At 68.7% G+C, this 23,835-nt stretch carries 24 protein-coding genes; 10 read left to right on the top strand and 14 right to left on the bottom strand.

Going from position 1 to position 23,835, the window contains the following annotated elements; translation table 11 throughout:
• Positions 1-10 precede the first annotated feature (10 nt).
• Complete coding sequence (locus LUX31_RS03520) at positions 11-712, top strand: dienelactone hydrolase family protein (RefSeq protein WP_235473051.1); 702 nt, start codon at positions 11-13, stop codon at positions 710-712.
• Between the two features lie 35 nt (positions 713-747).
• Positions 748-1,545: an SDR family NAD(P)-dependent oxidoreductase gene (locus tag LUX31_RS03515; RefSeq protein ID WP_235473050.1), complete on the top strand. Its 798-nt coding sequence runs from the start codon at positions 748-750 to the stop codon at positions 1,543-1,545.
• Between the two features lie 20 nt (positions 1,546-1,565).
• On the opposite strand, the gene LUX31_RS03510 is transcribed toward LUX31_RS03515, so the two are convergent.
• From LUX31_RS03510 to LUX31_RS03485, 6 genes are all read right to left on the bottom strand, one after another.
• A complete protein-coding gene (locus LUX31_RS03510) occupies positions 1,566-2,462 on the bottom strand; it encodes a TIGR03619 family F420-dependent LLM class oxidoreductase (RefSeq protein WP_235473049.1) in 897 nt (298 codons plus the stop codon).
• 28 nt (positions 2,463-2,490) lie between these two features.
• Positions 2,491-3,678, bottom strand: a complete 1,188-nt coding sequence (locus LUX31_RS03505; RefSeq protein WP_235473048.1) for an acyl-CoA dehydrogenase family protein — start codon at positions 3,676-3,678, stop codon at positions 2,491-2,493.
• A 32-nt stretch (positions 3,679-3,710) separates the two neighbouring features.
• The gene (locus LUX31_RS03500) at positions 3,711-4,859 is read right to left on the bottom strand and encodes an acyl-CoA dehydrogenase family protein (protein WP_235473047.1); all 1,149 of its coding nucleotides are present in this window, start codon (positions 4,857-4,859) and stop codon (positions 3,711-3,713) included.
• A 31-nt stretch (positions 4,860-4,890) separates the two neighbouring features.
• Complete coding sequence (locus tag LUX31_RS03495) at positions 4,891-5,397, bottom strand: aromatic-ring-hydroxylating dioxygenase subunit beta (protein ID WP_235473046.1); 507 nt, start codon at positions 5,395-5,397, stop codon at positions 4,891-4,893.
• Positions 5,394-6,707 carry an aromatic ring-hydroxylating oxygenase subunit alpha gene (locus tag LUX31_RS03490; protein WP_235473045.1) on the bottom strand — a complete coding sequence of 438 codons (1,314 nt, stop codon included), beginning with the start codon at positions 6,705-6,707 and terminating at the stop codon, positions 5,394-5,396. Before LUX31_RS03490 ends, LUX31_RS03495 begins: the two co-directional genes overlap by 4 nt.
• A 161-nt stretch (positions 6,708-6,868) precedes the next feature.
• A complete protein-coding gene (locus LUX31_RS03485) occupies positions 6,869-7,660 on the bottom strand; it encodes an IclR family transcriptional regulator (RefSeq protein WP_235473044.1) in 792 nt (263 codons plus the stop codon).
• A gap of 292 nt (positions 7,661-7,952) precedes the next feature.
• Here LUX31_RS03485 and LUX31_RS03480 point away from each other — a divergent pair, with 292 nt between their 5' ends.
• From LUX31_RS03480 to LUX31_RS03470, 3 genes are all read left to right on the top strand, one after another.
• Positions 7,953-8,657 (top strand): TetR/AcrR family transcriptional regulator, encoded by a 705-nt coding sequence (locus tag LUX31_RS03480; RefSeq protein ID WP_235473043.1) that lies wholly within the window; start codon positions 7,953-7,955, stop codon positions 8,655-8,657.
• Between the two features lie 98 nt (positions 8,658-8,755).
• The gene (locus LUX31_RS03475; RefSeq protein WP_235479784.1) at positions 8,756-9,958 is read left to right on the top strand and encodes an NAD(P)/FAD-dependent oxidoreductase; all 1,203 of its coding nucleotides are present in this window, start codon (positions 8,756-8,758) and stop codon (positions 9,956-9,958) included.
• Positions 9,955-10,272, top strand: a complete 318-nt coding sequence (locus tag LUX31_RS03470; protein WP_235473042.1) for a non-heme iron oxygenase ferredoxin subunit — start codon at positions 9,955-9,957, stop codon at positions 10,270-10,272. Before LUX31_RS03475 ends, LUX31_RS03470 begins: the two co-directional genes overlap by 4 nt.
• Positions 10,273-10,293: 21 nt before the next feature.
• Here LUX31_RS03470 and LUX31_RS03465 read toward each other — a convergent pair whose 3' ends face one another.
• The 7 genes from LUX31_RS03465 to LUX31_RS03435 form a co-directional block, all read right to left on the bottom strand.
• Positions 10,294-11,313, bottom strand: coding sequence for an amidohydrolase family protein (locus LUX31_RS03465; RefSeq protein ID WP_235473041.1), 1,020 nt, complete (start codon positions 11,311-11,313; stop codon positions 10,294-10,296).
• Between the two features lie 133 nt (positions 11,314-11,446).
• Positions 11,447-12,271: an aldo/keto reductase gene (locus LUX31_RS03460; protein ID WP_235473040.1), complete on the bottom strand. Its 825-nt coding sequence runs from the start codon at positions 12,269-12,271 to the stop codon at positions 11,447-11,449.
• Between the two features lie 35 nt (positions 12,272-12,306).
• Positions 12,307-13,110 (bottom strand): siderophore-interacting protein, encoded by an 804-nt coding sequence (locus LUX31_RS03455; RefSeq protein WP_235473039.1) that lies wholly within the window; start codon positions 13,108-13,110, stop codon positions 12,307-12,309.
• Between the two features lie 24 nt (positions 13,111-13,134).
• Positions 13,135-13,707, bottom strand: coding sequence for a TetR/AcrR family transcriptional regulator (locus LUX31_RS03450; protein ID WP_235473038.1), 573 nt, complete (start codon positions 13,705-13,707; stop codon positions 13,135-13,137).
• Between the two features lie 137 nt (positions 13,708-13,844).
• Entirely contained in the window at positions 13,845-15,359 is a 1,515-nt protein-coding gene (locus LUX31_RS03445; protein ID WP_235473037.1) for an aldehyde dehydrogenase family protein, read from the bottom strand.
• A gap of 148 nt (positions 15,360-15,507) precedes the next feature.
• Positions 15,508-16,107, bottom strand: a complete 600-nt coding sequence (locus LUX31_RS03440) for a TetR family transcriptional regulator (protein ID WP_235473036.1) — start codon at positions 16,105-16,107, stop codon at positions 15,508-15,510.
• Positions 16,108-16,225: 118 nt separating this feature from the next.
• Positions 16,226-16,921 carry a TetR/AcrR family transcriptional regulator gene (locus LUX31_RS03435; protein WP_235473035.1) on the bottom strand — a complete coding sequence of 232 codons (696 nt, stop codon included), beginning with the start codon at positions 16,919-16,921 and terminating at the stop codon, positions 16,226-16,228.
• Between the two features lie 219 nt (positions 16,922-17,140).
• On the opposite strand from LUX31_RS03435, the gene LUX31_RS03430 reads away from it, so the two are divergent.
• From LUX31_RS03430 to LUX31_RS03420, 3 genes are read left to right on the top strand one after another with little or no spacing between them, the layout of a single operon-like run.
• Entirely contained in the window at positions 17,141-18,463 is a 1,323-nt protein-coding gene (locus tag LUX31_RS03430; protein WP_235473034.1) for a cytochrome P450, read from the top strand.
• 60 nt (positions 18,464-18,523) lie between these two features.
• Positions 18,524-20,020: an aldehyde dehydrogenase family protein gene (locus tag LUX31_RS03425; protein WP_235473033.1), complete on the top strand. Its 1,497-nt coding sequence runs from the start codon at positions 18,524-18,526 to the stop codon at positions 20,018-20,020.
• 27 nt (positions 20,021-20,047) lie between these two features.
• Positions 20,048-20,872, top strand: coding sequence for a coniferyl-alcohol dehydrogenase (locus LUX31_RS03420; protein WP_235473032.1), 825 nt, complete (start codon positions 20,048-20,050; stop codon positions 20,870-20,872).
• A gap of 138 nt (positions 20,873-21,010) precedes the next feature.
• On the opposite strand, the gene LUX31_RS03415 is transcribed toward LUX31_RS03420, so the two are convergent.
• Positions 21,011-22,336: a S1 family peptidase gene (locus LUX31_RS03415; protein ID WP_235473031.1), complete on the bottom strand. Its 1,326-nt coding sequence runs from the start codon at positions 22,334-22,336 to the stop codon at positions 21,011-21,013.
• Positions 22,337-22,666: 330 nt separating this feature from the next.
• Between LUX31_RS03415 and LUX31_RS03410 the strand changes: the two genes are divergently transcribed.
• Positions 22,667-23,131, top strand: coding sequence for a hypothetical protein (locus LUX31_RS03410; protein ID WP_235473030.1), 465 nt, complete (start codon positions 22,667-22,669; stop codon positions 23,129-23,131).
• Between the two features lie 23 nt (positions 23,132-23,154).
• A complete protein-coding gene (locus tag LUX31_RS03405) occupies positions 23,155-23,835 on the top strand; it encodes a response regulator transcription factor (RefSeq protein WP_235473029.1) in 681 nt (226 codons plus the stop codon).

Here is a 23,835-nt window from a genome sequence, read left to right as displayed (position 1 = left end):
AGAGTTCGCCATGGACGGGGCGGTTTTGGCGGTTCCCAGGATCAAGCCCGATACGTTCGCTGTCGAGCTGCCGGGAGGACGTCTCGATGTCGCGGAGATCCGCCTGGCCGGATCTCCGCGAGGGGCCGTCGTCGTGGGGTGTGAGGCGGGTCGGTTGGCCGGGGACGCCCCCGAAGTCATGAACCGCCTGGCGGAGCACGGATACGCGTCGCTCGCCGCGGACCTGTCCGCGGACGGGCCCACGGACGGCGAACTCGTCGCACGTGTCGGCGCGCTGCTGAGCACCCTCACCGACCAGGGCTGGTCCTACGAACAGGTCGGAGTCATCGGCTACGGCTTCGGCGGCCGGGTGGCGTTCCTGGCCGCCGAGGCCTTTGAACTGGGCGCCGCGGTCAGCGTGTCGCCCCGGGCGACGAACAGCGTCCGGAGAGGGCCGGCCGAGGCATCGCTGCGTACTCCGTGGCTGGGCCTCTTCGGGGAAGGGGAACGCGACGGCAACGCCCGGAGTCCGTCCCCGGCGGAGCTGTGCGCGGATCTCGGCACGTCGTCGGCGGCGCACACGTCGATCGTGACCTACCCGACGGTCGGCGACTTCTACCGGGACTCCGCGGCACCGGCCGTGCACGCGGCGGCATTCGACTCCTGGCAGCGGACGGTCGAGTGGCTCAACCTGCGAGTGGCGCCCCGGCCGACCCCGCTGTTCCAGGCGTGAGCCGAGTCAGGATCGAGAGAGGCAGCTGTCTTCCCATGAACCGACTGGCCGACAAGGTCGCCATCGTCACCGGCACCAGCCCGAACATCGGCGGCACGATCGCCGCCGGCCTCGCCGCGGAGGGAGCCAGGGTGGTCTGCACCGACGTCTCCGCGGACGTGGCCAAGACGTGCGCCTCGGCCATCGAGGCCCGCGGCGGCCAGGCGCTGGCCGCTGTCGGCGATGTGACCGACGCGGACCACGTGGAGGCGGTGGTCGCCCAGGCGGTCGACCGGTGGGGCCACGTCGATGTACTGGTCAACAACGCGGTCCAGTTCAACACCAAGGGCATCCTGACGATGCCCCTCGACGAGTACCGGCGGCAACTGGACATCATCCTCGCCGGCTCGTTCCTCTTCACCCGCGCGGTCGCACAGGCCATGATCCGCCGGCAGACCGGTGGCAGCATCATCAACGTGCTGTCGACCGCCGCCTGGCAGGGCCAGCCCGGGAACGTCGGATACTGCACCGGTAAGAGCGGCCTGATCAACTTCACCCGCTCGGTCGCGATGGAGCTCGCCGAGTACGGAATCCGGGTCAACGGGTTCACCCCCACCGCGACCATGCCGCAGGACCCGGAACTCCTGCGGAAGCTCGCCGAAGAACCGGGTGAGCCCAGCCGCTACCCGATGGACTTCGCGTCTCAGATCCCGCTCAACCGGCTGCCGGTTCCCGACGACTACGTACCGACGGTCGTCTTCCTGGCCTCGGACGAATCCCGCATGATCACCGGAAGCAACATCACCGTCGACGGCGGAGCCACCGCCAAGTACTGGCCGTGGACTCCGCACTGAGAACCTGAGGTGACCGGCCGCTACTTCCGGGCGATGGCCAGAGCCTTCTCCGCGAACGCCAGATGCTCGCCCAGGCCGTTCAGCCCCATCCAGTAGGTGACGACGCCGATGTGCGTTCCGCCGAACTCGCGCCACTGGGCAACCGTGTCGCCCATGCCGCCCAGGAAGTTCGGCCGGTCCCGCGGCCACCTGCCCTGGTCCGGGCCCGGCGGTGGGATCATCACCAGTTCCGTGGGGAAGCCCGCCGGGTCGCGGCCCTCCTCCGCCAGCATCCGGCGCAGGACCCGCTGCCGAGGAGCGATCTCCTCGATGAGGCCGGCGAAGGTGAAGCCGTCTCCGACGCGTGCGGCACGGCGCAGCGCGACATCGGCGTAACCGCCGAGCCACACGGGTACCGGCTCGCTCGGCCGGGGGTGGAGGCCGGCCCGGTCGACCCGTTCCGCCCCCGCCTCGCCGGTGGTCACCGGCTCCGACCACAGACGACGCAGCAGGGCGATCTGCTGGTCCATCCGCTTGCCGCGCTTGGTGAAGTCCTGCGCCAGAGCCTCGTACTCGACGAAGTTCCAGCCGATACCCGCGCCGATCCGCAGGCGGTTCCCGGAGAGCACGGCGACGTCTCCGGCCTGTTTGGCCACCAGCACGGTCTGACGCTGCGGGAGGATCAGCACACTGGTGGCGAACTCGATCCGGGTACTGATCGCCGCCATGTAGCCGGTCAGGACGAAGGGGTCGTAGAAGGCGTCCCTCTCGTCGTACGGGCCCCACATCCGCGGTTGGCGGTCGTGGGGCGCCCCGAGTACGTGATCGCCATGCAGGATGTAGTCGTACCCCATGTCCTCGACCGCGCGCGTGAAGGTGCGCACGATCTCGGGCGTGGAGTCGAGTTCGGTCGAGGGAAAGAAGATTCCTTGCTGCACTGAAACCCCTCACTGGGCGGGGGAGCGGTCAGGAACCCGCCGCGTCACGGCCCATCAGATGCCTGCTGATCAGCAAGCGCATGACCTGGCCGGTGCCTTCGAAGATGTCGAGGATCTTGATGTCGCGATACCACTTCTCCAGCAGCAGATCGGTGGTCGTGCCTTCGGGGCCGAGCAGCTGCATGCAGCGCCGGATCACCCGGTCGGCGTTGAGCGGCCCGAATCCCTTCGCGATCGAGGCCTCCGCGCGGTTGTTCATCGCCCGGTCGTTCATCCACTGGGCCCGCAGGTTCAACTGCCTCGCCCGGTCCAGCGTCCATGCCATCCGGACCAGCTCGTCCTCGATCACCGACCACCTGTGAGGCGCGAAGGACTGCCGTTGTTCCCTGAGCAGCGCGGTGGTCAGTTCGAGCGATGCGCGGGCGACGCCGATCGACTGGGAGGAGACGTTGGGACGGTTGTCGTTGAGTCCGGAGAGTCCCGCGTTCAGGCCGCCCGTCGTCGTCAGGTCCGTGTCGTCGCCGGACCATCCGAGCATGTTCCCGACCGGGATCACGCAGTCGTCGAAGGCCAGTTGTGACGTCATCCAGCACCGCAGCCCGAGCTTGTTCTCGTTGGCCTTCACGACCGTCAGTCCAGGGTGGCCGCGTTCCACGACGAACGCCTTGATGGCCGACTTGCCGCCGTCCTTGCTGATCCTGGCGAAGACGACGATGTAGTCGGCGACCGCTCCCAGGCTGCAGAACATCTTGGAGCCCTTGATGACCCAGGTGTCTCCGTCACGGGTGGCGGTGGTGGCGATGCGGCTGGTGTCCGAGCCGGCGCCCGGCTCGGACATGCCGAATCCGGTCTTGCCGCCCTTTGCGATGACCGGATCCCACCACCGCTCCACCTGCTCGGGTGTTCCGATGGCCTTCACCACGAAGTGGCCCACACCGCGGTTCAGTGACTCCATCAGCCACATGTCGCTGTAGGCGATGCTCTCGAACCAGATGACAGCGCGCGGGCCGGGGCCGTCGGGGACGTCCGGCAGGGCGTCCCTGGGGAACTCCTCCCTGCCCAGCGGTACCGGGGCGGAGTCGAGGATCTTGTCGGTGTCCGGTGGCAGGGCGTGCTCGGTGTCGGCCTGACGGGCGTAGCCCCGTGCCACGGTGGACCCCCACTCCCTGAGGTTCGCGGCGTACTCCGTCAGTTCAGGGCTCAGGGTGAAATGCATGGGGATTGCCTCTCCGTTCGCTCCGGACTGGTTCAGAGCGCCGGCGTGAACGCCAGGCAGGTGGGATCGAAATCAAGGGCGGTCAGGCTCGCGGTGGCGCGGTACCAGCGCTCGACGGGGTGATCGGCCAGGAAGCCGTGCCCGCCGAGCACCTGCACGCAGTCGCGGGTGACCTCCGAGGCGATCGACGTCGCGTACGCCACCGCGTGCGAGACGGCTCGCTCGGTGCCCGCCGCTTCGGTGGTCTCCAGCCCGGCGGCGGCCTGCCAGACCTGGAGCCGCGCGGCGTCGATCCGCATGCGCGCGTCGGCCATCAGGAACGCCACCCCCTGGAACACCGAGATCGGCCGGCCGAAGGCGGTCCGCTCGGTCGCGTACCCGGAGGCGTACTCGCAGGCGCGCTGCGCGCAGCCGATCGCGAGCGCGGCCGTGGTGAGGCGTGCCATGGACACCTCGTGCGCGAGTGCCGCATCGTCCGCATCCGGGCCGCCGAGCAGGTGCCGCTCGCCGACGGTGACATCGAGGTCGACCGTCGACATCGGAGCCGCGTCCAGACCCAGGTGCGGACTGGACGCCGTGACAGTGACCCCGCCCTGTCCGCCTTCGCCCTGTCCGTCATCGGCCGGGATCACCGCGGCGCGCAGCCGGTCCCCGGCCGACGGGTCGGTGCCGACCACGATCAGCGGGCCGCCGCCCGCGGTGAGCGGTACGCCGGTCTTACGGCCCCGGACCCGCCAGCGGTCGCCCTCGGCCTGGATGGTCGTGCGATATTCGGACGGCGCCCGGCCGAAGCCCTCGTACAGCGCGACGGCCGCCCGGAGCTCGGTGTCGGTGACGAAGGCGGGAAGCATCGCGTCGCGCTGTTCTGCGGTTCCGCAACTGCCGATCAGCAGCGCCGCGTTGCCGCTCCAGAAGGCCGAAGCGGCGATGGCGGCGTCCCCGAAGCCGAGGCCTTCGACGGCCAGGAGCCGGCTTGTCCCGTCCGGCACTCCGCCACCGCCGTGCTCCGGTGCCACGGGTGCGGTCAGCCCGGTGGACAGCAGCGTGCGCCACAACGCGTCGGCGACCCCGCGCGCGGCCTCCGCTTCCGGCGCCGCCGGGGAGACGGCGTCGTCGGCGAGAATCCTGGCGAGGTCCCGTACCGCGTCCTGCTCCTCGCTCAGGGTGAGATCGAAGGTCAACGTCCGCTCCGTTTCACGTTCGCGCCCGGCGTCACAGGATGAAGCTGACTTTTCCGTGGGGGCGCAGTGCCTCCAGGTCGAGCACCGATTTCCTTACGACGAACCGGAGTCGGCCCGACTCGTCCCGTTCGAGCGTGTGGTGGTACTGGCCGACATAGGTGTCGGCCGCGTCACTGCGGAAGCGGTACACCGCGAAGTTGGCCACCACGCGGATGCCGGGCCCGTCCTCGTACACGCGGACGTTGGTGATCAGCCGCCTCGTCCGGGAATGCGGGTACTCGGCGTGGGCCGCCCGGGTCTGCAGGGAGTTCACCCGGTGCTCCAGGAGGAAGCGGTCGTCCTGCACGAGGAACAGGTCGGTGTTCGGGTCGCCCTCCCGGTTGTCGGTCGACGGGACGAGGTACGTCCCGCCGGGGGTGAAGAGGTCCAGCCACTCGTGCAGCCGCCATTGGTCGAGCAGGTCCGCCTCTTCGTAGAGGAACTGCTCCACCTCGCGCAGGAGGTCCGGTCGTACGGCGGCGGTGGTCGTGTCGGTCATGCCGTCGGCTCCATCTGCGAAGCCGTGCGGCGTCCGGCGAAGACCCCGTCGATCGGGTCGTGGTTCTCGGGCGGCAGCTTCTCGCCGGTCATCAGTTCGTTCCAGCGTCGCCACCAGGTACGCATCTGCAACTCGTCGTTGGCGGAGACCACGGGCTTGTTCATGCCCCGCGAGATGTCCGACCAGGGCAGTTCCCGCGCCGAGGCGAAGGACTTCTGGCAGGTCTCCAGGGCCTCGACATCGTCCGGCGTGGCCAGCCCGCCCGGTCCCCAGAAGGTCAGGAAGTTGTCCAGCCGCTGCCTGCGCAGGTCGGCGCTCTCGTCCGGGGGGACCAGCTGCCACGCGGTGACTTCCATGTAGTCCGGCGTGACCGGGTCGATCTTCCGGATGATCACGCCCATCACCAGGTCGATCACCACCAGGTTGGGGAAGATCACCAGGTTGCGGCCGCCGGTCATCCGGTCGACCCAGGCATCGCCGTAGGCCTCACGGAACCGGGCGAGCCGCCCGTCTCGTTCGACCTCTGCCTCGGGGGAGAGCGGGCGGCCGAACAGCAGGCCGGTCGAGGGGCCGCCGGCCACGACCCCATGTCCGTTGCCCAGGTCGACGCCGCGGGAGTCGCCGAGTGCCTTGGGATCGATCGCACCACGGGCGGCGAGCACCATTTCCAGGTACCGCTGGTGGGCCGAGGTGGCGTGGTAACCGTCGTAGCTGTTCTCGACGAGCAGTTTCCAGTTCGCCTTGACCGAGTACTCGTGGGCGCCGGGCAGTACCTCCATGCCGGACAGCGACTGGTCGGCCACCAGATCCAGGTACTCCTTGGCGTCGGCGAGGTAGGTCGGCAGGTCGACGATGTCGGGGTCGAAGCTCAGGAACACGAAGCCGCGGTACGAGTCCACCTTGGCCGGGGAAGCCAGGCCGGGCCGGTCGAAGCCCGGACCGTAGGAGGCGTCGTCGGGCACCGAGACGAGCCGGCCGGCGTTGTTGAAGCTCCAGCCGTGATACATGCAGGTCATGAACCGGCCGTTGCCGGCAGGCTCACGGCACAGCATTGCGCCACGGTGCGGGCAGGAGTTGATCCATACCCGTACGGCGCCGGCCGAGTCGCGGGCGAAGATCACCGGCCGGCCCGCGACCCTGCGCGTCCTGAAGTCGTTCGGCTTGCGCAACTCGGTCTCGTGGCCGACGAAGAGCCAGGAGTGGTCGAAGATCAGATCGCGTTCCTCGGCGAGCACCTCAGGAGCGATCATGGCTTTGCGGTTCACCCGGAATCGGGGCATCTCCCGATCGTCGATCACGTACTCGGACACCGGAACTCGCTTCCTCTGCTGGGAATTGAGCAGCCCGTCCGCCGGAGAGCCGTGGGCTGCCCTGTCAGCTCGGCCAACAGCTTGACGAGGGATTCCAGGTCACGCATTCGGCTGTTCCACCTCGCGGAAACAGGACCGTCGGCGGGGCGGACGAGCGGTGACTACGCCCCGGTGTCGTCGATCCAGCGGCTGATCTGCTTGGCCGCCGAGCGTGCTTCGGCCGGGTCGGGCGCGGTCAGGCCACGGGAACCCACCCGGGTCACCGACACCGCGGCCACCGCCCGGCCCGCGCGGAACACCGGAGCCGCCACACAGAAAACCCCTGCCTGTGACTCCTCCATGTCGTAGGCGACTCCCGACTTGCGGATCTCCTCCAGTTGAGCGAGCAACAGCCTGGGCGTGACGATGGAACGGCGAGCGAGGACCGGAAGAGGCTTGGCGGCGAGTGCCCGTACGACGTCCGGCGGCGAGTGGGCCAGCAGCACCTTCCCGACGGCCGTGCAACTGGCGGGCATGTGCGCACCCACGCGCGTGGGGACCGATGTGCCGCCGCTCGCCGTCAGCTTTTCCAGGTACAGCACCCGGTCGCCGTCCAGAACCCCCAGATGAACGGTTGCCTTGGTGCGCTCGAAGAGCTCGGCGAGCGGAATCCGGGCCCGCTCGACCATCTGCAGCCACTCGGAGGAACTGAGCGCCTCCTGCAGGGCGAACCAGCCGGGGCCGAGCCGGTAGCGCGAGCCGCTGTGCGCGACCAGGCCCTCACCGATCAGCTCGGCGAGGACTCGATGTGTGGTGCTCTTCGGCAGCTCGGCCGACAGCGCGATCCGGGTGACTCCGAGTTCGCCGACTCCGGCGGTCGCCAGCGCCCGGAGAACCCGGGCCGCCTTCGCGATGGACGACACATTCTCGACCGGAGTCCGCTCGGACACGGGAGAAGCCGCAATGAGTGTCATGGTGGTCCGACCTCCCTGGCACATGTTTTTGCAGTGAGGACAATTCAGAAGCTCAGACTTCGTCACACAGCAAGTCGAGCTGAGCCCGAGTCTGGCATGCGTCATCCGGGGGTGCAAGAAGTTCGACCAGGGCGCTTTACGCCTGGTTCATCGCCCCGAAACGGGGGCCGGACCGCGGTGCTCCCGTGAGTCGCGTATCCGTGCAACCGGCACGGACGTGCTAGCCTCGATTCGGGTTGACGAATTCGATCTGGTATTTATCTGCTCCGTGACGAAGAAGAAGGTTGCCCAGGTGTCCAGCGCGGTTGGCGAGCCCGTTCACGGCGCGAACTCGACGCGCGGCAAGCTGGTCGCCGCGGCGCTGACCGCCTTCTGCGCCGCCAGCTTCGACGGGGTGTCGGTCCGTAACATCGAGCGACAGGCAGGCGTCGAACGCGGCCTCGTCGCCTATCACTTCGGGTCCAAGCAGAACCTGTGGAACGAAGCGGTCGACTCCGTGTTCAACCCCTACTACGAGGAGATGACTTCGCTGAGCGAAGCTCTCCGGGACGTCTCGCCGGGTGAGCGCGGACGGGCACTGACCATGGCCTACGTCCGTTTCAACGCCCGGCATCCGGAACTCTTCAAGCTTCTCGTCCTCGAGGGCCTGACCAGGACGGAACGCACCGAGCGGCTGGAGAGCCATCTGCGCCGCGCCCGGGTCCTGTTCCACGGGATGATCGGACTGCCCGAGTCGCACGACATCGACCAACTCATCCAGGTGTACCTGGTACTCGGCGCCGCCGGCACGCCGTTCGCGCTGTCCGCCTACCGGGAGCCGGCGCTCGGCGGGCCGGTGCGCGACGACGGGTCGGTGTACGACCCCGCCTTCGTGGAGAGATTCGCGCGGGCGGTGGCCGAGATCGCTGTCCCGCGCGTCCACAACCGGGACGAGTGGACCACGCACGGGCAACCGGACTCGTCATGGCCCGAGCCCGCCGCCGATCACCGCGGCTGATCCGTCGAGCGCGGTCGCAGCCGGCCGCGAGCGGTTCCGTCCAGCGGTACGAACGCTGGCGGCGCCCCATGGGGATCCCGAAGACTCGCGCCGTGCAGATGTTGATTGTTGGTGCGTCCGTTGCCGGAGTCCGTACGCTGCAAGCCCTCCGCAGGGAGGGTTTCGATTCCCCGATCACCATGATCGGGGAGGAACGACACCATCCCTACGACAAACCCCCACTGTCGAAGCAGATGCTGCAGGCCGGTGCGGACCGGCCGGTCCCGCTGGTCGCGGCGGAGAAGTTCGCCGCCCTTGACGTCGACCTGAGGCTGAACACCCGGGCCACCGCACTCGATGCCCAACGCCGGCTGGTGACCACGGCCGCGGGCGATCACCTCGAGTTCACCCACCTGGTGATCGCGACCGGCGTCATCCCGAGGACACTGCCCGGTATCGAGACACCCGCCGGGGTCTACACGATCCGGTCGGCCGACGACGCCGCCGCGCTGCGGGCCGAGTTGGACCACGCCCGGCGCGTGGTCGTGGTGGGGGCCGGGTTCATCGGCGCCGAGTTCGCGTCGTCGGCTGCCGCCCGCGGCGCCGACGTGGTCGTCGTCGAGACCCAGACGACGCCGATGGCCCATCTGCTCGGCGCCGAGGTCGGGGCACAGCTCGCCCGTCTGCACGCCGCGAACGGTGTCACCCTGCACAGCGGAGTACAGGTCACCGGCCTGCTCGGAACACCCAGGGTGACGGGAGTGGCCCTCGCGGACGGCAGGGTCCTCCTCGCCGATCTCGTGGTCGTCGGCATCGGCACGGTGCCCGCGACCGACTGGCTGCGGTCGTCGGGCCTGCCGGTCTCCAACGGCGTCGACTGCGACGAGCGGCTACGAGTGCCGGGCACCCAGGGGATCTACGCGGCCGGGGACGTCGCCTGCAGATTCCACCCTCGCTACGGGCTCCCGTTGCGCATCGAGCACTGGACCAACGCGAACGAACACGGCGAGATCGTCGCCGCCGACGTCGTCGGAGGGCCGCCGCCGAGGCAGCGGCTCCCGTACATCTGGTCCGACCAGTACGGACGCCGGATCCAGATCGTCGGCCGGCCTGGGGCCGGCGAGGTGGCGGCCGTACACGGAGGGATCGACGAGGAGCGGTTCGTCGCCGTGTACGCGGACCAGGCGGGCGTGGCGGTCGGAGCCCTGGTCGTGGACGACCCGCGGACGCTGATGAAGTGCCGGAAGGCGATCGACGCCGGCTTGGACGTCACCGGCCTCGATCTCGACGGCCGCGGCCTCGAAAGGCGGGTGGAGCGATGAGGCGCAGGTACGCCTGCATGGTCGACGACCTGGCGAACGGGACATCCATGACGATCGGCGGTGTCGACGGTGAGGTCCCGATCGCGCTGTTCCGCACGGAGGACGGGGAGTTCTTCGCCACCGAGGACTCGTGCACGCACGAACAGTGGTCGCTGGGCGAGGACAGTGACCTGGAGGGCGGCGAGGTGGTCTGCCCTCTGCACATGGCCCGGTTCGACCTGCGGACCGGGAAGGCGCTGTGCTTCCCGGCCACGGTGGCCCTGCGGACCTTCCAGGTGGAGATCGAGGACGGCCGGGTCTTCGTGCACGGCTGACGCCCCGGCGTCCTGGCGCGGTCACGGGTTGCGGGCGAGGAAGTCCAGCGCGTTGGCGCCGAGCACGCCGTCCGCGTCGGCCGCGGAAATCACCCCACTCGCCACGGCCTCGCGCACCATCGCCGGGGCCGCCGTGAGCTGGCCGGGAACGATCGGGTCATCGGTGCCGAGCATCAGGTGCCCGGCACCGAACCGAGTGCCGAGCAGCCGCAGGTGCTCGGGATCGAAGACGAGGGCGTCGGCCCACAACGTACGGAGCAACGCGTCAGCGCGCTCGGGGGTGGTCCCGTTCGCCGCCGCGGCCATGAGCCGGATCCGCGGGAACGCCCAGGGCAGCGCACCACAGCCGTGGGCCAGCGCGATCCGCAGACCCGGGTATCGGTCGAGCACACCCCCGAACACCAGCGCGGTCGCGGCCATCGCGGTGTCGGTGAGCATGCCGATACCGAACTCGTACGGCTGACCGGAGCGGCGAATCGCCCCCGCGCCGTCGGTGGGGTGTACGAAGACCGGGATGCGCAGCTGTTCCACCGCGGCCCAGAACGGCCGCAGGAACGGATCGTCGAACTCCCGTCCCGCCGGCAGCGTCGGCAGTTCGATGCCCGCCAGCCCCAACTCGCCCACGATTCTGGCCGCCTCGGCGACGGCTGCGTCGGGCGTCTTGTCGAGTTGGGGGAGGGGAACCGCGCCGAGTCCGACCAGCCGTCCGCCGGACCCGGCGACGGCCTCGGCGAGCAGTTCGTTCTGTGCCCGCGTCCACGCGATGGTGAGCTCGGGATCGGCCCAGTCGACGAGGGTGACCGGCACCGGCGAGACAACCTGCCGGTCGACCCCGGCCGCATCCAGCGCGGCAATCCTCGCGGCGACGTCCCAAAGCGTCCGTCCGGCCTTGCGTACGGGGATTCCGCACCGGTAGACCTTCGCCTCCGAGCCGTCGACGACGAGGGTGGGCCACCGGTCGTCACCGGTGCGTTCGGCCAGGTCGGGCATGTTCCTGGGGAACAGGTGGGCGTGGATGTCTACGATCTGGCGTTGCGGCATGGTCCAGATGGTGGCGGTGCCCGGCGGTCACGACAATCGGCGGTCCCGCCCGCCGGAACACCCTTCCCGAGCTTTCCGCAGAACGGAACAGTCGAAGGCGGCGTTCACGGCTGCACCGGTCTGGCCGTGCTTGTCAGCCGACGTAGTCCCAGGTGGAGGGGTCTTCGCCGATGCGGGTGGCGGTGTCGAGGGTGTCGATGGCGGCCAGGTCCTCGGCGTCGAGCTCGAAGTCGAAGACGTGGAGGTTCTCGGTGATCCGGGTGGGCGTGGCGGACTTGGGGATGACGATGTTGCCGAGCTGTATGTGCCAGCGGAGGACGATCTGGGCGGGCGTCTTGGTGTGCTTGGCGGCGATGGTGGCGAGTGCCGGGTCCTCCAGGAGGCCCTTGCCCTGGCCGAGGGGCGACCAGGCTTCGGTGGCGATGTTGTGGGCGGCGTGGAAGGCGCGCAGTTCGGCCTGGGGGAAGTTGGGGTGGAGCTCGATCTGGTTGACGGCCGGGACGATCGAGCCCTCGTCGAGGAGGTGCTGGAGCTGGGCGACGGGGAAGTTGGAGACGCCGATGGCCTTGGTACGGCCGTCGGCGTAGAGCTTCTCGAAGGCGCGCCAGGTGTCGAGGTAGAGGCCGCGGGCGGGCAGCGGCCAGTGGATGAGGTAGAGGTCGACGTGGTCGAGGCCGAGCTTGTCCAGCGAGGCGTCGAAGGCGCGCAGGGTGGAGTCGTAGCCCTGGTCGGCGTTCCACAGCTTGGAGGTGATGAAGAGTTCTTCGCGGGGCACGCCGGAGGCGGCGATGGCCCCTCCGATCTCCTTCTCGTTTCCGTAGATCGAGGCGGTGTCGATGCCGCGGTAGCCGGCTTCGAGGGCGGTGGTGACGGCCTCGGCAGGGACCGGCCAGGTGCCGAAACCGAGCTGCGGCAGCCGGACGCCGTTGTTCAGGGTGATGAGGGGAATGTTGCTCATGATCCGGTGTTCCTTGCGTTGTCGGACTGATGCCCTCACGGGCTGCTCTTGCCGTGCTTCCAGTAGCCGAGGAACGACACGTCGGTCTTGGGGACGTCCTGTTCCTTGACCAGGTGTCGCCGCAGGCCTGTGGCGAGGCCGCTCTCTCCGGCCACCCAGCAGTAGACGCGCCGGTCCGGGGGGAGCTTCCAGGAGGTCGTGACCGTCTCCAGAGCGAGTCGTCCCGGGATGGCGGCGTGGTCGTCGCGCGGCAGCCAGTGCACGGTGACTCCGGCGGGTGCCGTGACCGGTCGGATGTCGTCTTCGGTCGGCACTTCCAGATAGGCGTCCGCGACGAGGTCCTCGGGCGCCTGTTCCAGGATGGCGAGGACAGCCGGTACGGCGCTCTCGTCGGCCACCAGCAGTTGTGACTGAGCCGTCGCTGTGGGGAGGTACCCGACTCCCTCGGCGAACAGTCCCACCGGGTCGCCCGGGCGGGCGCGGGAGGCGAACGCCGAGGCGGGGCCCGCGTCGCCGTGCAGGGCGAACTCGATGTCCAGTTCGCACGCGTCGGGACGGAAGGCGCGCACGGTGTAGTTGCGCACCCAGGGCCGGGTGGCCGGCCGCATGACCAGGTACTGCGCCAGCCAGCCGTTGTGCGAGGCGGTCGGCATGGCGAGTTCCTGTTGCCCGTCGCGGCGGAAGAACAGGCGGATGCCCTGGTCGAACCCCATGGGATCGAAGTCCGCCAGGTCAGGATCCTGGACGGTCAGGGTGACGAAGCTCGGGCTGATGCGTTCGGTACGCGAGACCGCGGCGCGGAGCATCCTCCGCTGGGTCGGCGCCTTGAGTCTGGGCATGGTGTCTCCGGTTGGCGGGGAGTGTCAGGCGGGGTGCGCGAAGGCGGGGACGATGATCTCGTCCGTCAGGCGCTCGAGATACGCGTCGGTGACGGGGTCGTCCACCACGAGAAGCCGGTTGATCAGCACGCCTTGCGCCAGCTCGTTGAGCCAGGAGAGGTCCACGTCGGAGCGCAGCTCCCCGCGGTCATGGGCCCGGTCGATGACCTCTTCCCACATGTCGTCGAAAGGCTGGGCGATCTGGCGGTCGGTCTCCTCGCGCAGGTCCGCGTCACGACGGCCGGCGTCGATGAGGGTGCGCAGTATCGCCGCGTCCCGCCGCAGCCACTCACTGACCAGCTTCAGGGCCTGCAGCACGTCGGCGCGGAAGTTCCCCTGGTCCGGCACGGTGAAGGAGAAGTCCACCCGGCGGCGTACGGCGTCGATGACCAATTCGTGCTTGCTTGACCAGCGTCGGTAGAGGGTCGTCTTGGACACGCCCGCCCTGGCTGCCATGGCATCGAACGTAAGCCGGTCGAAGCCGACTTCACTGAGCAGCTCGGCGGCGACGCTGAGGATGTGGCGCTCGCGTTCCCTGATGCGCGCTCTCGATTGCATAGTACGAAACTGTACCGTATTTATTAGGCAAGGCAAACCTTAATAGCCTGGAGGACGGCAAAGCAGTGCCAGGCTCGTCGCGACCGCTCGGTTTCGCGACGAACCTGGCAAGGTGCTTCAACGCACTGGCCGCTGGGTCAGCTGTTGAGGAAGGGGGCCCGGGTGAGGGCGGCGAAGACCGACTTGGTCTGCAGGTACGGGTCCAGGCCCTCGGCGCCGAGTTCGCGGCCCCAGCCGGACTGCTTGTAGCCGCCCGCCGGGAGGGAGTTGTCCAGGACGTAGTGGCAGTTGAGCCAGACGAAGCCGGCCTGGATCCTCTTGGCGAGCAGGTGGGACTTGTTGATGTCCTTGGTCCAGATCGCGGCGCCGAGGCCATAGGTGGTGTCGTTGGCCATGGCGACGACGTCGTCGATGTCGTCGAAGGGGATCGCGGTCAGCACCGGGCCGAAGATCTCCTCCTTGATGACGCGGGCGCCAGGGTTGGGGTCGGCCAGGATCGTGGGCTGTACGTAGTAGCCCTGGTCACCGACGCGCTCTCCGCCGGTGATCAGCTCGGCGCCCTCCTCGATGCCGCTGGCGATGAGGGACAGTACGCGGTCGAGCTGCTTCTCCGAGACGATCGGCCCGATCTGGGTGGTGGGGTCCGAGCCGGGACCGATCTTCAGGCCCTGGGCGATCTCCGCGATGCCGGTGACGACCTTGTCGAAGACCGAACGCTGGACGTAGAGGCGCGAGCCCGCGGCGCAGATCTGGCCGGAGTGCATGAAGATGGCGTTGGCCGCGCCCGCGATGGCGGCTTCGAGGTCGGCGTCGTCGAAGACGATGACGGGGGACTTGCCCCCGAGCTCCAGGGTGACCTTCTTGAGGTTGCCGGTCGCGGCCTGGACGATCAGCTTGCCGACCTCGGTCGAGCCGGTGAACGCGATCTTCGCGACCTTGTCGTGCGCGGCCAGCGCGGCGCCCGCACTCTCGCCGTAGCCGGTCACGACGTTGATGACGCCGCGCGGCACGCCCGCCTCCTCGAACAGCTCGGCCAGCCGCAGCGCGGTGAACGGGGTCTCCTCGGACGGCTTGACCACCACCGAGCAGCCGGCTGCCAGCGCGGGCGCCAGCTTCTGCACGGTCAGCGTGCTCGGCGCGTTCCACGGAATGATCAGCGCGCACACGCCGACCGGCTCACGCAGCGTGTAGGAGTGGAACTGTGCCTCGGGCGAGGAGATCTCGCTGGTGACGCCGTACAGCTTGGTCGCCCAGCCCGCGTAGTAGCGGATCGTCTCGGCGGCGGTCGCGATCAGTACGTTCGCCATCGGTATGACCATGCCGTTGTTCAGCGACTCCAGCGCTGCCAACTCGGTGGCGTGCTCCTCGATGAGCTCGGCGGCCCGCCAGAGGATCTTCTGGCGGGCGGCACCGGACAGCCCCTGCCAGACCCGCTCGTCGAAGGTGCGTGCGGCGACTGCCACGGCGCGGTCGACATCGGCAGACTCCCCGTCCGGCGTCGTGCCGATCAGGTCGCCCGTGCTCGGGTTGAAGACGTCGATCGTCCGGCCCGACAGTGCGGGAACGCGCTCCTCGTCGATCAGCATCAGCTGATCACCCGAGCCGGGGATGCCCGTCGTGTCTGTTCCTTCATGCGTCACGGCTGTAGTCATGGGGGTCTCCTCCTGGAGCTGTTTGACCATGCCTGAAAAGTTGCACCAAGTGCAAAAGTTGCACCGAGTGCAAGCTACTGCACTGGGGGCATTTTTGCAATCGGTGCAACTTTTTTAGGAGGAGTGCGCAGGTCCTGCGGGGAGCGGGTTACGGTGTCATCTCTGACTGCACCGTCTCGAATGCCTCGCTCAGGTAGTCGCTCAGCGGGCCGCGGTGTTCCTCGGCGCTCCAGGCCTCGATGGCGAGGCGCAGTGTGCCGACCCCGACCATGGCGACGAGCCGTAGTGCGTGCCGCCGGTCCGGGCTCGGCCAGCGTTCGGCCAGGCCGTCGACGATGATCTGCTCCTGGCGCTCGTAGTTGGCCTTCTTGCGCGCGAGGAGCGTGTCCGTCGACCGCATCAACCGATCGATCGCCAGGGCTTCGTCCGTCTCGTAGCGAGTGGCCAGTCGGGCCAGGGCCTGCCGTGTCACGGCCAGTGGCGCGGGCAGGGGCGGCTGTTCGCTGACGGCGGCGCGCAGTGCGTCCTCCAGGCCGGTCTCCCAGGTCTCGAGAACACCGTCCTTGGAGTCGAAGTACGAGAAGAACGTCCGGCGGGAGACGTCTGCGGCGGCCGCGATCATGTCCAGGGTCGTGGCGTCGAAGCCGTTGGTCAGAAAGAGCTGCATGCCGACGTCGGCGATGCGCCGACGAGTCTCCCGCCGCTTCCGCTCGCGCAGGCCCTCGGGGGCCACTTCCGTGCCTGTCATGCAGGTGATCGTACAGCCCGTTGCACTCAATGTGATATTGCACCTGATGCAGAATTTTCGGCTGTCGTCGTCGCCCTGATGTCATGGGCCGTTACCGGACTGGCGGCAGTGCCGAATCCTATGGGTGGCGATCCGGCCGTGGTCCGAAGAGTGTCAGCAGCAACGATTCGCGCAGAGCGTCGAGTTCGGTGCGGCCGAGGGGCTTGGCCGCATCCGGGATGTTCCAGTAGAGGCCGAACTGGCCGTGGAGACCGCTCCAGAGCAGTTTCGCCGTCTGTTCGGCATCGAGCGAGCCTTCGGCGACGGGGACGGACTTGGGCAGGCAGGGAGCGACTGCCTCGATCCAGGCGTCCAGGACCACCCCCATCGGGTGAGGCTGGGCGTCGGGGAGGGGCGGGAGGTCCGGGCCGATGCGGAAGAGCAGGTGATAGCGGCGGGGCTCGGCGGTCGCGATACGGCCGTAGGTGTCGATGACGGCGCGCAGGCCCGTCCAGGGGTCGTCGGGGGCCGACCGCTGTGCCGTGCGCATGTCTTCGGCCAAGGTCGTGTACACGCCGTCCAGCAGCGTCCACATGAGCTCGGCCTTGTCTTTGAAGTGTTTGTAGATCGCGGGCGCCGTGATGCCCGCCTCCCGCGCGATGGCCCGCAGTGAGATCTCCTCCGGCCGCTCGCCCTGTTCCAGCAGGTGCTCGGCGGCTTGCAGGATCTCCTGGCGCAGACGGCCGCCCTCGCCCCAGCGGTTGGGCGCCCGTGACGGCTTGGTCCGTTCACTGGCGGGAGCGCTGGTCTGCTCGCCGGTCCGTGCTGCACTCATCGTTGGCTGGCTCCTCGCCCTCGTGTCCAGTGGCGTTCTCTTCGTGCTCGTCTGTGGCGTTCCGTCAGTGTCCGCGCATGGTGCCACGGTGTCCAAATCCGATCCCTCGGGGAGATTGGCCGACCCCCCGGTGGTTTACGGTGTTCACTTATCAAGTTTACAGCGTTTACCTATTTCGTGACCCGCATTCCTCCCCATTCCCCCATGGAGGCCCGCGACATGACCGAAACCACTGGCACCCGGGACCGCGACCCGGAAGCAGCATCCTGCCCTGTCGGCGGCAGCCGCGTGGACGACCGCACCCGGGAGCTGATCAAGCAGCTCGCCGGTGGCGACGACCGGCTCACCTTCCCGATGACGCGTTCCGCGCCCTTCGACCCGCCGCCCGAGTACGCCGCGCTCCGCTCCGCCTGTCCCGTCGCCCCGGCCCGTCTCTACGGTCACGACGCCTGGTTGATCGCCAAGTACGACGATGTCCGCGAGGCGTTTCTCAGCCCCGACCTGAGCGCCGACATCACCCGACCCGACTACCCGAAGAGCCCCGCCGGGAAGGCGAACGCGGCCATGGCCACCTCCGGCCTGCCGTCCTTCCTCCGTATGGACCCGCCGGTCCATGACGACCTGCGCCGTCTGGTCACCCGCGACTTCATGGTCAAACGGGTCGAGGCGCTGCGGCCCAGGATCCAGCAGGTCGTCGACGACCTGATCGACGAGATGCTGGCCGGGCCCCGGCCGGCCGACTTCTTCGAGGCGGCCGCCTCGCCGATGCCGAACACGGTCATCTGCTGGCTGCTCGGGGTTCCGCAGAGCGACCACGACTTCTTCCAGGACCGCACGCAGTACCTGTTCAAGCGTGGCGTCCCCGACGACGTGCGCTTCGAGAAACTCAGCGGACTCAACGACTACATCTACGACCTGGTCGACTCCAAGAACGCCGATCCGGACCTCGACCCCGGGGCCGACATCGTCAGCCGCCTCGTCGTCGAGCAGCTGCGCACCGGGAAGATGGACCGCCGGGGTGTCCAGGGCATGGCCTTCATCATGCTCGTCGCGGGGCACGAGACGACCGGCAACATGGCCGCGCTGGGCACCCTCGCGCTGCTCCGCAACCGTGAGCAGTTCGAGGCGCTCGGCAAGGACCCCTCGCTCGCGCCGGGAGCGGTCGAGGAACTGCTGCGCTATCTGACCATCCTGAACGAGGCGAACTGGCGGGTCGCCGCCAGGGACACCGTCATCGCGGGCCACCACATCAAGGAGGGCGAGGCGGTCGTCCCCCTGACCTTCTCCGCCAACCGCGACGACGGCCATTACGAGAACCCCGACGCCCTCGACATCCGCCGCGGCGCCCGCGACCACCTCGCCTTCGGCTTCGGTATCCACCAGTGCCTCGGCCAGCCGCTCGCCCGCGTCGAGCTCCAGGTCTTCTACGAGACGGTGGCCCGGCGCATCCCGACACTCGACCTCGCCGTACCGATCGAGGAGATCCCCTTCAAAACCGACGTCAACATCTACGGCGTCCACGCCATGCCCGTCACGTGGTGACACCCGGGCACTGTCACGAGGACGTGAATCCTCGTCCGTGCGCTACAAGGAGGTAGACGCATGACCGGACACGAGCTTGCCCAGGGAGCTCAGGGAGCGGAACTGGCCGAACCGCGCCTGCTCATCGACGGTCGGCTGGTCGAGAGCAGCGGCGAAGCCGTCTTCCCGAACGTCGACCCGGCCACCGAGGTGACCCTCGGACACACCTTCGACGCGTCCGCCGAGGACATCGACCGGGCCGTCACGGCGGCCCGCCGCGCCTTCGACGAGACGAACTGGGCCACGGACCGTGCCTTTCGCCGGCGCTGCCTTCTCCAGCTCCAGGACGCCCTGGAGAAGAACCGCGAGCTGCTGCGCTCCGTACTGGTCGCCGAGGTCGGGACACCGGTCTCGTTGACGCACGGCCTGCAGCTGGAGACCCCTGTCGGTGAGAACCTGAAGTGGCCCGTCCAGGCCATGAACGAGTTCCCCTGGGAGCGCGACCTGGCGGACAACGACAGCCGGGGTGTGACCAGTTGGCGCAAGGTCTACAAGGAGCCGGTCGGGGTCGTGGGCGCGATCGTGCCCTGGAACTTCCCGTTCGAGACCACTCTCAACAAGCTGGGCATGGCGCTGGCCACGGGCAACACCGTCGTCCTCAAGCCGGCCGCCCAGACGCCGTGGAACGCGACCCACCTGGGCCGGCTGATCGCGGAGGAGACCGACATCCCGGCAGGCGTCGTCAACATCGTCCCGACCTCGGACAACAGCCTCGCCGAACGGATCGTGGACGATCCGCGGGTCGACATGATCTCCTTCACCGGCTCCACCCGCGTCGGACGCCGCATCCAGGAGCGGGTCGCACCGATGACCAAGAAGTTGCTCCTCGAACTCGGCGGCAAGTCCGCGCACATCGTCCTCGACGACGCCGACTTCGACACCGCGCTGGCCGCATCGGGCCTCACGTCCTGTCTGCACGCCGGGCAGGGGTGCGCGCTGCTGAGCCGGGTGCTGCTGCCGCGCTCCCGGTACGCGGAGGGTCTGGAGATCATCGAAGGAGCGTTCCGCGCCGTGCCCTACGGCGACCCGGCCGACCCGGCCAACATCCAAGGGCCGCAGATCAGCGCCGACCAGCGGGACACGGTCGAGAAGTACATCCGGATCGGTCAGGAGGAGGGTGCCCGGCTCGTCCTCGGCGGCGGACGGCCCGCCCATCTGCCCACGGGCTACTACGTCGAGCCGACCCTCTTCGCCGACGTCACGCCCGGCATGCGCATCGAGCAGGAGGAGATCTTCGGCCCGGTGCTCGCCGTCCTGTCCTACGACGACGAGGAGGACGCGATCCGGATCGCCGACAACAGCCCGTACGGCCTGTCCGGAGCCGTCAGTTCGGCCTCGCCCGAGCGCGCGCTGGCGGTGGCCCGGCGTATCCGCACCGGCAGCGTCTCCATCAACGGCGGTTCCTTCCATGGCGCGGACGCCCCGTACGGCGGCTACAAGGGCAGCGGCCTCGCCCGCCAGGGCGGCTTCGAGGGCTTCGAGGCCCATCTGGAAACCAAGCTCATCGCTGGTGTCTGACCTGACGTACGAGGAGAACTGAGAGACATGACCACGAACAGTGTTGCCCTCGAACTCGGTTACACCGCCGCCCGCGTCATCGTCAGTGGCGGCGGCGGGTCCGGCATGGGTGCCGCCCTCGTCGGCAAGCTCGTCGCGCTCGGCGCCGAGGTCCACGTCCTGGACCTGAAGGCGCCGGAGACCGCCACGGGTGCCACGTTCCAGGAGGTGAACCTGAAGGACCCGGAGGCGATCAGCGCCGCCGTCGAGAAGATCGGCGGTCCGGTCTTCGCCCTGTTCAACTGTGTCGGCGTACCAGGCAACCGGACCTCGCCGCTGGACACCATGCTGATCAACTTCGCGGGCGTGCGGCATCTCACGGAGGCCGTCGTGCCGTACCTCCAGGCCGGAGGCTCGGTCACCACCGTCGCCTCGCAGGCCGGCTCGCGCTGGGCCGACGACATCGAAACCCTGCTGCCCCTGGTGTGGACCGAAGGTTTCGCCGGCGCCCAGGAGTGGTTGGAGAAGCACCCGGACGACATCGCCATGGCCTACCCGGTGTCCAAGGAGGCCGTGGTTATCTGGACCCAGTACGCGGCCGTGGGGCTCGGCCCGAAGGGCATCCGCGTCAACGCGATCATGCCCGGACCGACGGCCACCCCCATGACCGCCGACTTCGAGGCCATGCTGGGCAAGGAGTTCTGGGACACCTTCCCGATGCCGCTGGGCCGCCCGGCCACTCCCGACGAGCAGGCCGACGTCCTTCTCTTCCTCGGCAGTTCGGCCGCATCCTGCGTCACCGGAGCCGCGGTGATCACCGACGGCGGAACCGCCGGCGGCGTCGCCACGGGTCTGCTCCGGACCTCCCGCTGAACCCGACTCGCGATCGGTCACAGTCCGCGCTCACCAGGGCCGGGTAGCAGGTCAGCGGCCTCCCGGAGGGATTTCCGGGAGGCCGCCGCTGTGATCGGACTGACCCGGGGGGCGGTGGCTCCGGGTGCGCGGGTGTTGTCAGCGGGTGGCGAGAATGCCGAGTTCTCCGCTGGTGTCGTCGATGATCGACTGGATGGGCGTGAAGTACGAGTAGTTCTGGATGCAGACCGGTCGGCGGCGGCACAGGCAGACCTGGCTGCCGGAGCAGTTGGTCTGCTCCTGGTCGCCGGCCGAGTGGATGCCGTAGGCGTAGATGCCGCCGTTGACGGTGAGTTCGCGGGTGTACCAGGGGCCGCCGGAGTCGCCGGGCAGGGACTTGTCCTCGTCGGCCATGGCGACCTTGACCAGGCCGGTGACCGTACGGCCACCGGAGCTGAACGTCACGTTGGACGCGGCGACGCGGCCGCAGCGGAAGCCGGAGGTCGCACCCTGGTGGCAGACCGTGTCGCCCTGGCTGGAGTGGATGAAGCCGTTGACCTTGCGGACGCCGTGCAGCGAGTTGTAGACCCAGGGCTGGGGGACGATGGTCGAGTCGCTCTGGCTGAGGCGGACGGAGGTCCAGTCGTGGCGGTAGTTGTTCCAGATGGAGTCCGTGGTGCCGAGGAAGTGGGTCCCCCGGTACACCCTGGTGCCCGGGGAGCCGCAGTGGTAGGCGGTCACCAGGTACTCCCCGCCGAAGTCCTGTGAACCGCGCTTGTTGTCGGTGAAGACGAAGCCCGAGGTGCAGCCGCTTCCGCCCTGGCCGACCGGTGAGTTCATCCCGATCTGGAGACCGCCGTAGATGTCGTCCTGGAACTCGGGGGCGCCCGTGGCCCTGGAGGGAGTGACCGTCCGCACGTCCACCATCGCGGCCGGGGTACGCGTGGCCGCCAGTATCCGCCGCACGGCCGGCTTGTCCTTCGGTGCCGCGTTGACGACGACCTTGTCGGACGGGGCGTCGACGCTGTAGGACAGGCTGACGCCGCGGTCGGTCTTGACCGCGCCGAGCCGCTTGACCACGCCGCTCAGGGTCGATTCCGAGTACGGAACCAGGCGGGGGTTGAGCGATGCGGCACGCGCGACCTGCTCCGCGCGCCGGGTCGTGACGTTGGTGACGTACGTCCCGGAGGCGTCCAGGTAACTGCCGCCGTAGTCCTTGCCGAGCCGCGCCTGCTGCGCGGTGAGAGTCCTGTGATACGTGTCCTGACGGAGTATCAGCTGACGCGCCTGGGGAACGGAGACGTGGTCCGTCTTCGCCACCGCCTTCAGGAACTGCTGCGTGGAGACCGCGCCGGAGGGTGTCAGGTTCATCGCGGCGGGCGCCGCGTGACCCTCCGCCTGGGGCATCGCCTGCGACAGGCCCACACCGGTCAGCAGGGTCAGACCGGCCAGGCCGGCTCTGGAGCGTTTCGAGAGAGTGAACATGACGGATTCCTCCTGCTGTGTCCGCATCTGGAGCGTGCGGACCTCAAGCTAGGAGCGTGAGGTCTCAAGTATTCGGAGGCTGCGTAACAGTGGCTCATCGTCTTCGTGGGGTGGCCTGCCCGGCCTGCCGTCGTACGGCTCCGGCCGGCGATGGCGCGACTGTCACAGCTGTCCGGCGGATCTGTTACCCAGCCTACGAACGGGCGACGGACGGTCGCGACATGGCGCTTCTAGGGTCTGGTCCTGAATGTGGCCAACGACCGCCGAATGGTTCACAAGTGCTTTTCAGTTGATTCATCTGCCGTTATCCATCCCAACCTCCTATAAGGCATGCAGTGGCCGAAACGGACCTCATGGGGAGCCGGAGCGGCCGGGGTGATGTGTGCCCTGGCCGCTCTGGCCGGATGTGCCGCGCCGGGCGGATTGCGCGTCGAGGGCACGGCACCGGATCCGCTCGCCGAACCGCGGTCGGCGTACGTGCTGGATTACGCCTCGCATCCTTGGCGGCGTCCCGAGCGGTTGGCCTTGAGCGACGTGGACGTGGCGCTGCGGCTGCGATGGTCCTCCTGGGGCGCATCACGGGCGACAGCCTCCGGTTTCTTCACCACCCCGGTCTGTACACCCCGATGTACCGACCTGCGGAACACCACTTTCGCGGTGCGGGTCGTCCTCGACGGCCAGGTCCGCCGGCAGCGAGCGACGTACTACCGGTACGCGACGGTCCTCTTCCGTACTCCGAACCCCTCGAAGGCGGCGCAGTTCAGCCACGTCGCCCTGCCCGTGCCCGCCCCCTGAACCACCGGATCGGAAACGAGAACATGACCGAAGTGCTGCTCGTCGAGGACGACGCGGTGATCCGCGAGGCCACCCAAATCGCCCTGGAGGCGCACGGATACCGGGTACGTGCCGCCGAGGACGGGCTGACCGGCCTCAGCCTCTTCCGGGAGCAGGCGCCCGATGTGGCCGTGCTCGACATCATGCTGCCCGGACTGGACGGAGTGACCCTGGCGGGGCGCATCCGCCAGGAGAGCGGCGCCCCGATCCTGCTGATCTCCGCCCGCACGGACCCGGTCGATGTCGTGCTGGGGCTTGAGGCGGGTGCCGACGACTACCTCACCAAGCCGTTCCATGCCTCCGTACTGGTCGCCCGGATCCGCTCGGTGCTGCGCCGCGTCGCGCCCGTGCCCGGGGCCGAGGCTCACAGTGGCGCGGCTCTGCAGAGTTTCGGCGACCTCACCTTCGACCCCGCGTCGCTGGTGGTGCGCAGAGGAGGTAGCACGGTGTCCCTGACCACGACCGAGCTCAAGCTGCTGCGCGAGTTCACCGCGTCCCCCAGCACCGTACTCACCCGCGACCTGCTGCTCCAGCGTGTGTGGGACTACATGTGGGAGGGCGACACCCGGGTGGTCGACGTCCACATACAGCGACTGCGCGCCAAGATCGGCCGGGACCGGATCGAGACCGTGCGCGGCTTCGGCTACAAGCTCCGGCAGGACTGA

The sequence above is a fragment of the Streptomyces sp. GQFP genome, assembly GCF_021545335.1.
Lineage (GTDB): Bacteria > Actinomycetota > Actinomycetes > Streptomycetales > Streptomycetaceae > Streptomyces.
Note: the sequence above shows the minus strand (reverse complement) of the source record. Positions and strands in the feature narration are given on the sequence as shown.